Raw genomic sequence first — 14,023 nt, 5'->3', positions numbered from 1 at the left:
CTGTGACGGGTCTTCCCTAATACGGAATTATGTGCCAGCCGGCCGTCCGATTAAGTGTGATTCTAAGGAGATCTTTACGTACTACAACAGCGTAATCCCACTCCGGGTCGGCGATCCCGAGTAACAGACCAGCCACTGATCTCAAATACTGCCGACGCATCGCGCGCGCCACACCATACACACGATGCCTCGCCCTGTCGCTGCAATAGAAGTACGGCAGTCCCCGGTCCCCTAGATCTTTTAGGTCCCTTAGATCACTTAACTCCGAAGCGATCAAGCCATCCTGGGTCATGACCCTGTGCACGGCGTCCAGTTGCAGAGGGAGAATGTGGATATGAGCGTGTGTAATACACCCCGAACCCTCCATCACCTGCGATGATCCGTGTTCCATGATAACCGGCTCACTGAATGTCTCTGCATACTGGTCGAATATCCCGCCAAGTAAGCCCTTGACCTCTTCCACATGATCGCGGACGGCCTCTCCGAAGCTGAAATAATGATCGTTTGAAGCTAGTAGCAGATGGCCGACCACCAGAGGTGACATGTCAGCCAGCAACGTGAGGTTGTCGCTACGGCAGATGATTCTGCTGTCAGGATCTCCCTGATACGTGCGCGTGAAGTCGGTGTCGGTCGCACCGGACAGCTCTTGACAGAGGTCCGCGCCAACACAAGAGCGAACTCCTGATTCGGACATCGTGTACCAGCCAATTCCGGAGCGACATGTCTACCATTTACGGGTTAGCCGTAACGCCAAGAGTCAAAGTACTTACTGCCGCGCGACATGTGAGTTACATTGAAGCACACCCTAGGCTAATCAGTAAGCCTCAAGATTGGAGTCTGGGTGATGCGTTCGGCCGTGGCCCGGAGCCTGGATCGAAGCGTGATCCTGCTGGCCACCGTCGCGCTGGCGAGCAAACAGTATGAGCTTCCATCCAAATCGTTTTGGGATTCTCTCGGCGAAGGCCGGGCATTCTTACTTATCGGCCTCACCATCCTGGCCGGGGTGTTCGCAATTCTGAGCCCCTTCGAGACCTATTCCCGTAGGGGTACGCTCGCCCAGCGGGTCACGATGAGAAGGCAGATCCTCACGGCATTCGGGCAGCTCATTTCGCTGGGCACGGCAGCGAACCCACCGGTTCCCATCAGTGACCCAGGTCTGCACATCTGGAAGAAGAAGCACACGCTGAAGCATCCAGTGCAAGGCGAGCTCCGCAGGGTCGCAACCTACCGGCTCGGTTCCACCCCGGCGACCCGAACGATCCGGCCGACACGTGGTGTGGGCGTCGTCGGGCTGTGCTGGCAGCTCAATCAGGAAGTGAGCAAGAACGTCGAGCAGCTCGTCACTATATTGACAGACCAGCAAAGTTTCGCAACATACCGGCAGGAGCATGGCAGACAGGCTGTCATGGGCTTTTCTTGGGAAGATTTCGACCGATTCAGCCATCGGGGCGCGGTCTTTGCCAGTCCGATCAGAAATGCCCGCTCGAGCTTCGTCGGCTGCATCAGCTTCGATGCGGCACATGGATATGATGAATTGAACTGCCACCGGATGTGGCACGAGCTCAACGCCCTCTGCACGATAATCAGCCAGGATGGATTCGAAAATGTTTGAGTCGGGCCAAATCCACCATGGCCCCACGGATCCAAAGGCGATCACAGTTGCGACCTGCGGTACATATGACGAGATGGCGGGTGAATACGCTGACGCCACCGACGAATATGGCAATTTTCCGGGACTCAGAGACGAAGTATTGACATTTGAGAAGATGCTACCTCTAGGGCTTCCGGTACTGGACCTAGGCTGTGGCGGCGGCCGAGACAGCAGGCTGCTGGCAGATCTTGGCCGGCAGACCGTGGCCGCAGACTTCGGGATGTCCATGCTGCAGTGCGCACGGTCACGGTCGTCCAGTCAAGCTCGCGATCTGCATTTCGTTCGTCTTGACCTGCTCGAACTTCCCTTTCCGGCTGACCGGTTCGGCGGAGTCTGGGCTTCAGGAAGCCTCTTGCACCTACCCTCGGCCGCGATCACGAGGGCTCTTTCCGAGATCTTCAGAACGCTGGCGCCAGGAGGAGGGGTCGCCGCCATCAGCATGCGCGCCGGAGCAGGTGAGGGCTGGAGAGTGGGTGGCACCCTGGCAGGACGCCGCTGGTTCACACTTGTCGACCCCGGGGATTTCGCTTCCCAGATGAAGCGGGTGGGCTTCCGCCGCGTACGGATTCGGGACACAGGCCGGAAGGATTGGTTCGTCGCGATCGGCCAAAAGTAGCCGAGCCTATTTCCAACTGTCCGGATCCCAGTTGGGCGTCGCCTGGCGGATGCCCCCTCTTGCGTCCTTGACATCGCCAAAGTATCTCGGAATCAGATGGATATGGAGGTGGTCGACACTGCGGCCCGCAGCGCGGCCTTCGTTCACGCCGATCGTGTATCCATCCGGTGGATCATGCTCTTCGACCAACTTTTTTCGAGCTTCGAGAATCAGTGCGTAAGCGTCCAGGAGTTCCTGGTCAGTAAGATCGAAGAAAGATTCAGCGTGCCTTTTAGAGACTACTTGTACGTGGCCCGGTGCGGATGGATAGTTGTCATACCTTGCAAAAAAGGTGGTGTTCTGGCATACGATGGTGTTAAGTGCAGGATCCTCGCGGAGGCAGAAGATACAGTCACCCATCTGAGGGTCTACCTGGTGGGTTTGTCGGGACGGCGCGACCGCCCCAAGCCGTTTAGAGTAGATTTTCCGCACTAGGCCCGGTAGATGCGTGAGTAGTATGAGCACCTTTATCCGGTTTCGCTGGCCTGGTCGCGTACCTGCACCGGACATGGGTCGGATCTCCTCAAGAGATGCGGGTGGGTCCGTGCTCGTAGTCTGCCTGATGTAGCAGCGGTACGGAGTCGGTTGCATCACTCCACTGGAGAGTAATCGACCTCCCGCAGAGAGACCTTAGAGGCGAGCATGAGCTTCGCCATGAGTGTCCGGTTGCACGCCTCACCAGCGGCATGGCAGTCGCCGCAGCTCAGCGGGCTCATCACGGCTTACCGCCCAAAGGATCTCTGGTTGATGAAATGATTTTCCCAGCAACGACGTCATACAGAAACGTCTTCGCACTCCGCTTGACCGAGCTGCCAAAGGCCGTTCGGCAAGTTTGTGGTAACTCTGTGTACCTAATCGGCAAGGATGTTGGTATGGCAGGAGGTATGCAGGGCCAACTCTTGCCTCATGACGTTCTGACAGTGGCCGACGCAGTACTCACCACCGTCGCTGGGGCGCGGTCATCGGGTGGAACCCGAACGTCTTCTTCCAGGTCGGTGCCGCTGATTCCTTCTCAGAGTGGGCGATCCACGTTGGTGGCCAGCCACCGGCCAGCGATCTATGTGGACTCAAGCCGTGATGAGCCGGTTGAGCTGCGAAAAGCGCCATCTCAACGACAACGTTAAACATTCCCTGAAGCCTCACACCGACTCGTGAAGCCGAACGGCCCACGCGAATAGGCCCTATGATCAACAGCCGAGTATCGCGGCGAGGGGGAACGGAACAATGTTGATCTTGCTCAGCCTGTGGCGTCTCCTGATCGTCGCCTTCGCGCTCGTGGGCATCAGTACCGTGCCGGGCGGAGGCTTCGGCCAGTTGCAGTACCTCAGTCAGTTCGCGAGCCTGGTCGCCGCCATTGTCTACGTCGCGCTGCTGGTCTATCCGTTGTTCACGCGCGGCCGGCGTCACGAGCCTCGTACGCCGTGGCTGCGTGGTGCGACGACCGTGCTGCTGGCGCTGGTGAGCGTGGCCTTTCTCACCATGCTCAGCGGCGACCTCAGCGATACCTCGAGTCTTTTCGAGCACTTGCTCACGCCACTGGTCGTCCTGATCGACTGGATCGCGGTGGGGAGCGACCAGCGGAACGTCCGCTGGTGGTTCCCGATCACATGGCTCGCGATGCCGCTGGCATACCTGGTGTTCTACGTCGCTTATGTCGGCGACGGCCTGCCGCTCTATCCATTTCTCGACCCGAATGACGCGGACTTCGCCGGCATCGTGCTCGCCTTCCTGACAGGCGTACTGGCCTTCGGTTACGTCCTCTACGGCATCGGCAAGCTCAGGGCGGCGGTCTCCGGAAGCAGAGATCAGACGTCGATGCGCGGAAACCCGGTTCAGGACGTGAGCTGGGGACCAGGTGCACATCCGTCACCCGGCTGGCCGGCAGGCCTCCACCCTCCGCAAAACGCGAGATACGGCAATACCGGCCGAGGCCAGGGCTGAAAACCACCCCACCGCCGCCCTGTCGTCGCCTCATCGTGCCTTCGTGACTGATCAACAGCTGTTTCCAGCCGAGCTCGCGAACCATTCGCGGACGGAGCCGGTAAACGGGCGCTGTCGGTTCCGTTGCCTGCTGGTCGGCTCATCAACACCGACGAAGGTGACGGCCCTCCCGGACCGTGGATGACCGAGGAGGCCGTTTCGGCCGGGTGACCAACGCATGGGCGCCTGCTTCGACGTCGCGCCATAGCGTGGCGAAGTCCTCGCTGGATCTCGTCTCGGTACGGCGCATTTCCCGAGGGGAAGCTCACAGACCCGGAAAGATCGCTAGGGTGCCGATAACCCGAGAAGGCGAGTACCCCGTGGTTCCCAACAGCACCCACGACACCGTCGAGTTCTCGGTGCCGTGGACGCATCGGCTGGCTCGAGTTTTGGCCATTCCGCTCTTGCCGTTGGTCCTGCCTGGGCTGCTCACCCCGCTGATCTTCGCTCTGATCGACGACGACCCCTACGAGAACAGGGCCAGATGGCCGGCGCTGGCGGCGCTGACGGCGCTGATCGGCCTGGTCCTGGTGACGCAGGCCCGGAGTAAGACCGTGGTGACCAGGGCCGGGATCACCTGTAGCGAGGTCGGCAGGCCGTGGCGGCTGCTACGCCGGACCTTTGTGCCCTGGCACGACATCGCCGCGATCAAGGCGCATCGGGGCGCCGCCGGGGTCCTGCCCGTGCTGCATCTGAACGACGGTGGCGTGGTCTGGGTGCGGATGCCGGCCGGCCGTCGGGGGCGCGGCATCTCCGAGAAGCTCACGCAGCTGCAGCAGCGGCATCTGGAGGCCACCGGCCTGGACCCCGCCCAGGTCGCGGCGGGCCGGAAGGTGCCGGTGCCCCCCATGCGCCGGCGGGCGCTGGTCGCAGGCCTGTCGGCGGTCGTGATCGCCGCCGACTTGGCGGTCGTGATCGCGCTGTTCTCAGGTCTGTTCACCGGCCCGCCGGACGTGCTGAACTGCCGGCTCATCCCGGCGGAGGTGACCCAGCGGATCATCCCCGGCTCCGTCCCCGCCGGAACCGACTCATCGGGTGCGACGAGGCCCGGCGAGGGATGCCGCTGGCAGCGCCCGAACGACCAGACGCAGCGGAACGTTGCGGTGCTCAGTCTGTCGGCCGTTTCGTACGCGGGCGACTACGCCCGTACCTCGCATAAGGAGGACAGGCGGGTCGACCGGGCCAAGCATGTGATCCATCCGGTGCCGAAGTCAGACGGCTACTTCTGGTCGGCATTGGACTCCGGCACCGTCAAGGCCACGGCCCGCGCGTCGACCGGCGGCTACAAGGTCGAGGTGGAGTTGCGCAGTAGCGGGTACGGGCTGACGCGCGCCGCAGCCGAGCAGCAGGTGTCCGAAGCCATCCGGGCCGCCGTCGCCAATCTCGACGGGAGCCGCTCATGAGCCGCCGGAGCAGGGCCCTCCCGCTGACCCGCGCCGAGACCATCTGGGTGTCGTCGGCCACCGTCCTCACCGCGATGACCCTGATGTTCTCCCTAACCGGGCTCGACCTCTCGACGCTGTTCTTCGAACGGGTCCGCGCCGCCGACGTGCACGATCCGCTGCCCGATCTCTGCACCGCGCTCCCAGGCGGCATCCTTCCCGGAACGCCGGCTCCGCATCCGCAATTCGACCGCCGCACCGTGGACCGCAACGAGGTCGGCTGCACATTCGAGACGGCGAGGGCCGGATCTAGGCCCGGCCTCATGGTGATTCTGCGGGCCCATCGCCCGGACCCCGACACCTACGGGGGACAGAATGATGGGGCCCGCCGACAGTTCCACGAGCGGTACGACTCGACCGGGGGTCCGTACACCCCATTGCCGGGCCTGGGCACAGAGGCCAAGATCAAGACCTCGTCCGACGAGTCCAGCCGCAACGCTGAGGTGGTGATCCGCGACGGGCTGCTGCTGGTCGAGGTGATCTACCAGACCACCGACTTCCCCGACGGCGACCCGCGCACCGACCTCGCCACCGTGCGGGCCACCGCGCAGCGGCTCGCGGCCGAACTGCTGAAGGTGCTGCCCGCGAAGTGAAGGTGACCCCGCGTGGTCCTCGCCTGGTGGGATGGCGCTGAGCGGCCGTCGTCTCGTGCCACGGTGGCGCCGACTGGTGGCCCGGCTGAGACGAGCTGAGTGCGCCGAGGCTCTGGACGGCTTTGCGCCTTTCTTCAGCAGCTCGGCGCGAAGCGTGACGACCACCGGCCGCTGTAGCCGCTGAAACCGTCGCCGGTCGCCGAGTCCCGGAGTCAGCCCCGGCGCAGCGCGCCCGCGGTCGTGCCGGCACGTTCGCGGAGCAGGATGCGGAGGGTGTTGGCGTTCTCGTACCCGACTCGCCGCGCGATGGTCTCCAGCGCGAGGTCGGTGGTCCTGAGCAGGTGGGTGGCCTGCTCCACCCGCAGATCCTGAACGAAGCGCACGGGAGAGGTGCCGAGGGTGGCCTGCACGGAGCGTTGCAGCGTGCGTTCGCTGACACCGAGAGCCTGCGCCGCCCGGCCGACGCTCAGCGGTTCGTCCAAGTGCGTACGCGCCCACCTCTCGAAGGCGGATACGGTCGGATCGCTCTGCGCGAGCGCGCTGGAAATCGTATAGACGGCCTGGGACGGACGTTCGTCGACGGCGAGATAGCGCGAGACAAGGTCCGCCAGCGCGGGACTGCGCATGCGCACCACCGCCAGCGCGAGGTCGACGTGCCCGAACGCCGCACCGGCGGTGGTCACTCCCTCGGCAGTGATCACCATCCGCGTCTGGTCGAGGATCACGGCGGGATAGCGGCTGCGGAACAGTGGCGCCAGCCACCAGCCCGTGGTGGCCCGCCGCCCGTCCAGCACGCCGGCCTCGGCCAGCAGGAACGTGCCGGTGCACGCCGAGGCGACATGCGTCTTCCGCGCGAGTGCCCGCCCCAGCAGCGCCCGGACGGCGACCGTTCCGCTCCCGGAGACCTCCTCGATCAGGGCGTCGGGACGCCGTTCCGCCAGCGCCGGCACGATGAGCAGGTCGCAGTGCTCGGCCTCGCTGATCGGCGCGGTGCTCACCACGTGCCCAAGCCCGGTGTGCACCCGACGGCGGAATCCCGCCGTGGTGACCTTCCATTCCGGCGGCGGCACCGGGAGCTCACCGCGCATGCCGTTGGCCACCTGGAGAACGTCAAGGATCCCGGACAACCCGGAGTCGAACACCCCATCAATGGCCAGAACGGTCACATTCATGACGGGAACGGTATCGGATTCGTCGTGTCCGACACTCCATAAAAAATCCACGCGGCCATAACGTCGTCACGACCGACACCGGCATCGACAGATGGGACGCGTGATGACGACGATCGGCCTGCTGGCCCGCATCGAGGCCAAGCCGGAGTACGCCTCCGAAGTCCAGACCATGCTGCGGTACGCATTGCGGCTCGCCTGCGAGGAGGAGCAGACGGTGACCTGGTTCGCCTTCCGGGAGAGCCCGACCACCTTCGGCATCTTCGACACGTTCGCCGATGAGGACGGCCGCCACGCCCACCTGGAGGGAAAGATCGCGGCCGCCCTGATGGAGGTCGCGCCGACGATGCTCAGCGCGCCACCCGACATCCGGCCGGTCGACCTGCTGGCGACTAAACTGCCCTGACCTCCGGCCGCCCGCCGAGCGCGACGGCGACCTCAGGTGACCGGCGATCCTCGGGCATCCAGTGCCCGGCCTCCGTGTACGTGGGGTCGAAGTCGCGTCTCAGGCCACGTGCCCTCTCCATGAATGCGGTGAACCCGCCCTGTCGGCGCAGGTTCAACACGGCAGCTCCCACCGCTCACCGGTCGGCAGATCTGTTACAAGCAGATCCGGGCCGGCCAGCCGCACGGCGTCCGAGGCGTTTCCGCTGGTGCGGAACAGTCGCGACAGCAGGTCGTCTCCGTGGGCATCGTGCACCGGGACCAGCACCCGCGCGCCGAGCACGGACGACCCGGCGACGGCCTGCTTCGGACCCATCACCATGCGCGGGCCCAAGGGCGGCCGCAACCCGTTGACCGGCAGCAGGGCGAGGTCCACCGAAGGCTGCTCGGCCCGGTACCGCTCCAATGGCGCGACTTCGGCGATCTCACCGCCGAAGAACACCCGGCCGCCCGCCGAATCGAATACATAGGCGTTGTTGGGCCACACCAGCGTCCGCCCGGAGGGAACGACCCGCATGGAGACACCGGGGGCGATGTCGCGGGATCGGCCCCAGCCGAGCCGCTCGGCGCGCAGGAAGCCCAGCGCCCTGGCGCGGCGGGCCATGCCCGAGGTGGGCACGTACAGCGGTGTGCTCTCCTTGGCCGGCAGAGAGCGCAGCGCGCGCAGGTCCCAATGATTGGTGGCCAGGTTGGTGACGACGATGGCGGCGAGCGGCGGCAGGTCCTGAAGCCGCAGGCCCAGAGGCTCTCCACGGCGCAACCACCACCGCTGCGTGAACCACGGGTCGGTGAGTACGACATGGCCGTCCAATTCCAGCAGCACGCAGGAGTTGACCACGCGGGTGACGGCGATCGATGGCTTGATCATGCCGTCACGGTGCCGGTTAATGTACACATGAAGTCAAGCGAGGAACTGGCCATCGGTGAGCTGGCGGAGCGCTTTGGTCTTCCCACGCACGTGCTGCGGTACTGGGAGAGCATGGGTCTTCTCGAGCCCGCGCGCGGCGCAGGCGGTCAACGCTCGTACGAGCAGGCCGACCTGGCACGCGTGGCGCTGATCCTCATGGGCAAGGAGGCCGGTTTCACACTGGGAGAGCTGCGTACGCTGCTCTCCACGCCCAACCCGATGGACCATCGGGACCTGCTGCGCCGCCATGCCGAAGAACTCGAGCGGCGCATCTCACGGGCACGAGCGGCCAAGGAGCTGATCGAGCACGCGCTCGCCTGCCCGATACCGTTCGCCGAGTGCGAACACGCTCGCGACCGGATCGCGTCCCGGATTCCCCCTCCGCCCCCTGCCGGACCAAGCGCGAGACCACACTCGTACGTCTGACCGAGGTGGGTCAGTGACCGCCCGCGCCGACCTTCTCAGCGACGGCGCGGCATCAGCGCCACACGATCGCCGTGGCCGACGCCGACGCGTCGAGCCGTGCCATGTCGTCCTGGCGTCCCGCGCCGACGACCGCAACCGCCTCGTGGCGGTCTTCCGCAAGGCCGCCCAGGGCCCACCTCGGCGGTAGCGGTCCAGTGCCTCCGGATCGTGTCAGTCCACGGCGACCGGCAGAGTGGTAAGCCCGTTGATGAGCAGACTGGCTTGCAGGGTGAGCTCCTCCGGGGGGACGGCCAGGCGCATCTTCGGAAATCGGTCGATGAGGGCGCCGAGCGCGATCCTGGCCTCCAGCCGGGCCAGCGGCGCGCCGAGGCAGTGGTGGATGCCGTGGCCGAAGGCCAGGTGCGATGCCGGTTGCCTGGTGACATCGAGTCGTTCCGGGTCGGGGAATCGGCGGGGATCGCGGTTGGCGGGCAGCAGTGCGGGCAACACCACCTCGCCGGCGGGGATGGTGATACCGCCGATCCGCACCGGTGCCGCGGTCCGGTAGGGGATCGTCACCTGCGCCGAGCCGTTCCAGCGAAGCAGTTCCTCAACGACTGCGGGCAGCCGATCGGGTTCGGCGCGCACCAGGTCGAGCTGGTCGGGATGGGCCAGCAGCGTCTGCATGCCGCCACAGATCAGATGGGTTGTGGTCTCATAGCCGGCGACGAGCAGCAGGAAGACCATCGAGGTCAGCTCATCCTCCGACAACCGGTCGCCGTCCTCGCGCACCGCGACCAATCCCGACAGGAGGTCATCGGACGGGTCGGCCCGCTTCTGCGCGATCAGTTCCCGGATATAGGCGATCAACGAGGTCGCTGCGGCGACGAAGGTCTCGGCGGAGTGGACCGAACCGTTGATGGCCACCTTCGTCCATTCCTGGAAGTCGTGCCGCCGGTCCGCCGGTACGCCGAGCAGCTCGCTGATCACGGTGAGCGGGAGCGGGTAACCGAAGGCGGCCAGGAGATCGACGGGCGCGCCATGCTTCCCCGCGAGCGAGACATCGTCCAGCAGACCGTCGACGATGAGCCGGATTCCCGGCTCCAGCCCGTCGATCCGTCGCCGGGTGAACGCAGCGGACACCAACCGGCGCAGCCGGGTGTGATCGGGCGGGTCGGCGCCGAGCAGGTGGTGGTCTATCGCCGCGGCCAGTTCGGCCGAGACAGCGTCGCGATGTGGGCCGTCACCACCGCTGCCCTTGATGATGTCGGGATGGGTGAGCGCCTCCCGCGCCTCGGCGTATCCGGTGATCAGCCATACCGGCACCCCCGTGAACAACGTGACCCGCTGCACGGGCCCGGCCGCCGCCAGTTCAGCGAACGCGGCATGCCGAACAGCCGGCGCGGCCTCAACGAACGGCGACGTTACCGGGGGCGATTCCGCCATGCTCAACTCCGATCAGGTCCGGCGTCCGGCCGGCGTCCGGTGACACGACGAATCCGACGCTACTCGAAATCGCCTGCTTCTTGATCACCCAAAAAGGTGAGCCGGATTCCAACTCAGGTTCGAGGAATCACCTGGGTGCGCGGCGTCGGCGCGGCCGGTTCACCACCGGACTCTCAACAATGTGGAGATGTCAGGCGCAGTCGGCAGCCGACTTTGTCCACAGCCTGTGGAGAGGACTTATGAATCGAGGGTGTCGACCGTCAGCGCAGCGCCGCGCCACAACTAACGGTGGCGAGAGCGATCGCGATGCGTTCCGGCCACGAGCGGCCGACGCTATCCAGAGGTCGCTGCGCGGACGAGGGTCATGAAGGCGGTCAGGTTCGGCACGCTCAAGACGTTCACGGTCGCCCACGTGAGGCGCTTCCCGCGAGCCTTCACCTGAACGGAGCCGGCCTTGATGGTCACCTCCTGGACATCCGGCCAGGCGAGCCTCTTCTGCTTCTTCTTGCCGAACCCGTACGCCAGGCGCAGGCCGCCGGCCTCCAGCGCGTAGTCGCCGAACTCGACAGGCTGTCCCTGCCGCAGGGCGGATTGCATCCGCAGAAGCTGCGCCGTCGCGATTCGCGGGTCGATGTACTGGATGAAGTCCTCGACGATGTGCCGCTCGGACGGGGTGGTCTGGCCGCCGATTCGATGCGTACGGCCGTCGTACAGCCCGATCCAGCAGGTGAAGTCCGTGCCCCGGTAGCCGCCGTTGACGTACTTGCGTACGGCGTGCTGGGTGAAGCGGTCGACTTCGTCGTACCGGAAGTCGAACGGCTTCGGATCATCGGGAAGCCCGAGCACGGACCCGCCCTCGAACAGGCTGATCGTGAGGAGCTTGTTCCGCATGGACTGCAGGCGTGAACCGCCCTGCAGGACCTGGACCACGCGACCCATCTGGCGCGCCTGCGCGAGATCGACGTACTGCTGTGGTGCCTGTGGATTTTCCTGACGCGGCATCTGATCTCCGCATCCCGCTCATACTGTTGATCTTCCACGGGTCAGGTATAGCGGGCGCCGAACCCATCTCGCGCGATAGCGAGAAACCGGTACTCGATTGCGGCTGGCCAGCGCGGCGCCAGGAGCAGGTGATCAAGTGCTGGCTCGCCGGGAGCAGGTCGAGCCACAGCGACTGCGCCCCACCGTAGCGCGCGCCTCACCGAGTCCACTCAGTCGCACGGCCACGTCATGCCCCGGTGAACAGAGTGCAGGGTCGTATCGGCTGATCTAATCGGCGATCTAGCGAGTGGCGACGCACAGCATAAGCTCATCTGAGGTGCACACCACCGGGTGTGGGCGTGCACTGCTGATGACACAAAAGAGGGCCCTGGACAGACTCGCACGCAGACTCGGCGGTTGAAATAAATGAAGTACGCCAGTCTCTCTTCCGCCATCGCCGAGATCGACAGTGTTATCAAATCCCGAAGAGTACCTGGAACGACTGCCCGAGCTGCGCGCGACGCGTGGCTACGTCTAACGAGGCCACACTTTTACTGCCAGCTTAGCCAGCCCTTCCTGCCGCTTGGTAATGGCCTCGGGAGTCCACTCCTGAAGACTTCCAACCTCCTTCGTCAAGGCAAATTCCGACTCCAACAGCGTTTCTTTTTTCTCCGCGAAAGAGCGGTTGCCGATCTTGCTATTCTTGGTCTTCTGCAAGAGCACCATGTTTCCCAGCAGGTAAGCCCATGTATCGATATCGTCAAACTCCGGCCGCTCCTCAGATTTGAATAGCGGCCACTCTTCAGATTTGGCGTTTTTGGGAAGGACATGCTCCAGATTGATCTGAGATTCGTCCGGATTTGGAACCAACTCGGGTTCCGGTTTACCCGCGTAACCGCGTTCCAACGCGCGAAGGTAGTAACGGGCCGTCTTGTTCCGCTTGACCTGAGCGATCTCGAAAGCTGACCTGAACTCGTGATCCGAAGGGATCACCTTGTCTAGCTCATCGCGAACCTTCTCCACGGTCGAGATTTGGCCACGCCGAATCTCGACTGCTACTCGACAGTACTCCTTCTCGACCGACCCGGCGTTCATGGTGTTCAGGATCATGCCACGTACTGACCAGCTGACCAGGGCACGCAGGAGGTTGCGGATCTCTTCTGAGGGAAAGAGCTTCAGTGCTGCAAGCATCAGTGGCTTATTCGGAGACAGATCAAAGTCCGCCAAGAGAGCGATATTAGTCTCTCCAGCACTGCCCAGTTGCGTTCCCCAAGAATCATGCGACGGGTTGTCAAGCGCCGCATAGTGGGACGCCGCTTCAGCGATGTCTCCGCTGAGCTTAACAGCCTTGGTCGCATTACTCACGTCGTCACGAATGGCCTTGTAAAGGTCTTTTTCTCGGGTGAGCCCGTGGTAGGAGCTCCAGTAGTTCCGGAGGAAGGCCGTGAACTTCCGATCAGCAGCGGTCAATTCAAGGGTACTGAGTGCTTGAATCCAGCGATGCCGGACCGTATCCAGCTTGTTGCCTGCGCGACCGTAGAGATAGTTCTTCAGCAGGTCGGCCGTAGTAAGGTCGGCACCCCTGTTATTCAGAGTCTCGAAAATAACATAGGCATCCGCCTCAGACGCCACCTCAATGACTCCGATTCGCGCCCTGTTGTGCAGGAACATGACCCACTGGGACAGTCGCTCTGTGGCCGCACTTCCAGCCGCATCAGCGTTCGTCCGGACCTTGCCAGCGAGATACTTGTAGGCCTCGTACAGCAGCTTGTGTGATGTACGCGCGAACTGAGGTTTACCTCCTTGTATAGGTGGCTCAATATCCTTTCCTGTGACAAACTTATTGAAGTATTCGTCATCATCAGGATTCAGCTCCAGGCGCGGTTCCGGACCATCAGACGTCAGCGTCTTTTTGGCGAGGTAGTCATTCTGAACGACCTGCTGATTGTCACTGCCGCGATTGGCAAACTCATCGCGAATCGCTGCAAGCAGAAGCGAGACGGTAGCCAAGCGCTGTTGACCGTCGATGATGGTTCTCTTCCCTTCGTTGCCATCCTTAGCCAGGACGACGGTACCGAGGAAGTACTCTCCCTTGGAGTCGAAGGAACGTTCTAGATCCGACCAGAAGTCCTCTACTTGGTCGTCCTGCTGCCATGAATATGACCGCTGGTAGACCGGAACTCGGAGTTCGTGATCAGTGAGAAGCTTGATGATTCCCGGGAGGATGAAATTGATCGACGATGCGTCGGCGACCTGTGCTGAGGACATGCGCGGCAGTGTAGCCCCACACACAGGTGCCTGGAGTACTGCCGAAGGGGCAAATGAGATCCATCCGCCCCTTCGGGGAAAT

General features: G+C 63.6%; 14 protein-coding genes. 7 read left to right on the top strand and 7 right to left on the bottom strand.

The window, feature by feature from the left end:
* Window positions 1–16: 16 nt before the first annotated feature.
* Entirely contained in the window at window positions 17–694 is a 678-nt protein-coding gene (locus HKK72_RS01675; protein ID WP_187232384.1) for a hypothetical protein, read from the bottom strand.
* A gap of 186 nt (window positions 695–880) precedes the next feature.
* On the opposite strand from HKK72_RS01675, the gene HKK72_RS01670 reads away from it, so the two are divergent.
* A complete protein-coding gene (locus tag HKK72_RS01670; protein ID WP_187232383.1) occupies window positions 881–1,612 on the top strand; it encodes a hypothetical protein in 732 nt (243 codons plus the stop codon).
* A gap of 73 nt (window positions 1,613–1,685) precedes the next feature.
* Window positions 1,686–2,267: a class I SAM-dependent methyltransferase gene (locus tag HKK72_RS01665; protein WP_187232382.1), complete on the top strand. Its 582-nt coding sequence runs from the start codon at window positions 1,686–1,688 to the stop codon at window positions 2,265–2,267.
* 6 nt (window positions 2,268–2,273) lie between these two features.
* Here HKK72_RS01665 and HKK72_RS01660 read toward each other — a convergent pair whose 3' ends face one another.
* Window positions 2,274–2,666, bottom strand: a complete 393-nt coding sequence (locus tag HKK72_RS01660) for an HIT family protein (RefSeq protein ID WP_187232381.1) — start codon at window positions 2,664–2,666, stop codon at window positions 2,274–2,276.
* 864 nt (window positions 2,667–3,530) lie between these two features.
* Between HKK72_RS01660 and HKK72_RS01655 the strand changes: the two genes are divergently transcribed.
* From HKK72_RS01655 to HKK72_RS01645, 3 genes are all read left to right on the top strand, one after another.
* Window positions 3,531–4,247 carry a hypothetical protein gene (locus HKK72_RS01655; RefSeq protein ID WP_187232380.1) on the top strand — a complete coding sequence of 239 codons (717 nt, stop codon included), beginning with the start codon at window positions 3,531–3,533 and terminating at the stop codon, window positions 4,245–4,247.
* A 359-nt stretch (window positions 4,248–4,606) separates the two neighbouring features.
* Window positions 4,607–5,689, top strand: coding sequence for a hypothetical protein (locus HKK72_RS01650; protein ID WP_187232379.1), 1,083 nt, complete (start codon window positions 4,607–4,609; stop codon window positions 5,687–5,689).
* Window positions 5,686–6,321, top strand: coding sequence for a hypothetical protein (locus HKK72_RS01645; RefSeq protein WP_187232378.1), 636 nt, complete (start codon window positions 5,686–5,688; stop codon window positions 6,319–6,321). The genes HKK72_RS01650 and HKK72_RS01645 overlap by 4 nt, the downstream gene beginning before the upstream one ends.
* Before the next feature lie 212 nt (window positions 6,322–6,533).
* On the opposite strand, the gene HKK72_RS01640 is transcribed toward HKK72_RS01645, so the two are convergent.
* A complete protein-coding gene (locus HKK72_RS01640; RefSeq protein ID WP_187232377.1) occupies window positions 6,534–7,493 on the bottom strand; it encodes a GlxA family transcriptional regulator in 960 nt (319 codons plus the stop codon).
* A gap of 103 nt (window positions 7,494–7,596) precedes the next feature.
* Here HKK72_RS01640 and HKK72_RS01635 point away from each other — a divergent pair, with 103 nt between their 5' ends.
* Window positions 7,597–7,896, top strand: coding sequence for a putative quinol monooxygenase (locus HKK72_RS01635; RefSeq protein ID WP_187232376.1), 300 nt, complete (start codon window positions 7,597–7,599; stop codon window positions 7,894–7,896).
* Between the two features lie 153 nt (window positions 7,897–8,049).
* Here the strand turns inward: HKK72_RS01635 and HKK72_RS01630 are convergent, their stop codons facing one another.
* Window positions 8,050–8,802 (bottom strand): MBL fold metallo-hydrolase, encoded by a 753-nt coding sequence (locus HKK72_RS01630; protein WP_187232375.1) that lies wholly within the window; start codon window positions 8,800–8,802, stop codon window positions 8,050–8,052.
* A gap of 27 nt (window positions 8,803–8,829) precedes the next feature.
* On the opposite strand from HKK72_RS01630, the gene HKK72_RS01625 reads away from it, so the two are divergent.
* The gene (locus tag HKK72_RS01625; protein ID WP_187232374.1) at window positions 8,830–9,267 is read left to right on the top strand and encodes a MerR family transcriptional regulator; all 438 of its coding nucleotides are present in this window, start codon (window positions 8,830–8,832) and stop codon (window positions 9,265–9,267) included.
* A gap of 210 nt (window positions 9,268–9,477) precedes the next feature.
* Here the strand turns inward: HKK72_RS01625 and HKK72_RS01620 are convergent, their stop codons facing one another.
* From HKK72_RS01620 to HKK72_RS01610, 3 genes are all read right to left on the bottom strand, one after another.
* The gene (locus HKK72_RS01620) at window positions 9,478–10,692 is read right to left on the bottom strand and encodes a cytochrome P450 family protein (RefSeq protein ID WP_187232373.1); all 1,215 of its coding nucleotides are present in this window, start codon (window positions 10,690–10,692) and stop codon (window positions 9,478–9,480) included.
* Between the two features lie 333 nt (window positions 10,693–11,025).
* Window positions 11,026–11,694: a DUF6585 family protein gene (locus tag HKK72_RS01615; RefSeq protein ID WP_187232372.1), complete on the bottom strand. Its 669-nt coding sequence runs from the start codon at window positions 11,692–11,694 to the stop codon at window positions 11,026–11,028.
* Window positions 11,695–12,207: 513 nt separating this feature from the next.
* The gene (locus HKK72_RS01610; protein WP_187232371.1) at window positions 12,208–13,941 is read right to left on the bottom strand and encodes a DUF262 domain-containing protein; all 1,734 of its coding nucleotides are present in this window, start codon (window positions 13,939–13,941) and stop codon (window positions 12,208–12,210) included.
* Between the last annotated feature and the right edge of the window lie 82 nt (window positions 13,942–14,023).

Source organism: Actinomadura sp. HBU206391 (assembly GCF_014323665.1).
Lineage (GTDB): Bacteria > Actinomycetota > Actinomycetes > Streptosporangiales > Streptosporangiaceae > Actinomadura_C.
The sequence above is the reverse complement of the archived record's forward strand: the minus strand, read 5'-3'. Positions and strand labels throughout refer to the sequence as shown.

Excerpts from the sequence above, each read along its gene's own strand:
- HKK72_RS01675 (WP_187232384.1), bottom strand. The coding sequence starts at position 694 with ATGTCCGAATCAGGAGTTCGCTCTTGTGTTGGCGCGGACCTCTGTCAA.
- HKK72_RS01665 (WP_187232382.1), top strand. The coding sequence starts at position 1,686 with ATGGCGGGTGAATACGCTGACGCCACCGACGAATATGGCAATTTTCCG.
- HKK72_RS01660 (WP_187232381.1), bottom strand. The coding sequence starts at position 2,666 with ATGGGTGACTGTATCTTCTGCCTCCGCGAGGATCCTGCACTTAACACC.
- HKK72_RS01655 (WP_187232380.1), top strand. The coding sequence starts at position 3,531 with ATGTTGATCTTGCTCAGCCTGTGGCGTCTCCTGATCGTCGCCTTCGCG.
- HKK72_RS01645 (WP_187232378.1), top strand. The coding sequence starts at position 5,686 with ATGAGCCGCCGGAGCAGGGCCCTCCCGCTGACCCGCGCCGAGACCATC.
- HKK72_RS01640 (WP_187232377.1), bottom strand. The coding sequence starts at position 7,493 with ATGAATGTGACCGTTCTGGCCATTGATGGGGTGTTCGACTCCGGGTTG.
- HKK72_RS01635 (WP_187232376.1), top strand. The coding sequence starts at position 7,597 with ATGACGACGATCGGCCTGCTGGCCCGCATCGAGGCCAAGCCGGAGTAC.
- HKK72_RS01630 (WP_187232375.1), bottom strand. The coding sequence starts at position 8,802 with ATGATCAAGCCATCGATCGCCGTCACCCGCGTGGTCAACTCCTGCGTG.
- HKK72_RS01625 (WP_187232374.1), top strand. The coding sequence starts at position 8,830 with ATGAAGTCAAGCGAGGAACTGGCCATCGGTGAGCTGGCGGAGCGCTTT.
- HKK72_RS01620 (WP_187232373.1), bottom strand. The coding sequence starts at position 10,692 with ATGGCGGAATCGCCCCCGGTAACGTCGCCGTTCGTTGAGGCCGCGCCG.
- HKK72_RS01615 (WP_187232372.1), bottom strand. The coding sequence starts at position 11,694 with ATGCCGCGTCAGGAAAATCCACAGGCACCACAGCAGTACGTCGATCTC.
- HKK72_RS01610 (WP_187232371.1), bottom strand. The coding sequence starts at position 13,941 with ATGTCCTCAGCACAGGTCGCCGACGCATCGTCGATCAATTTCATCCTC.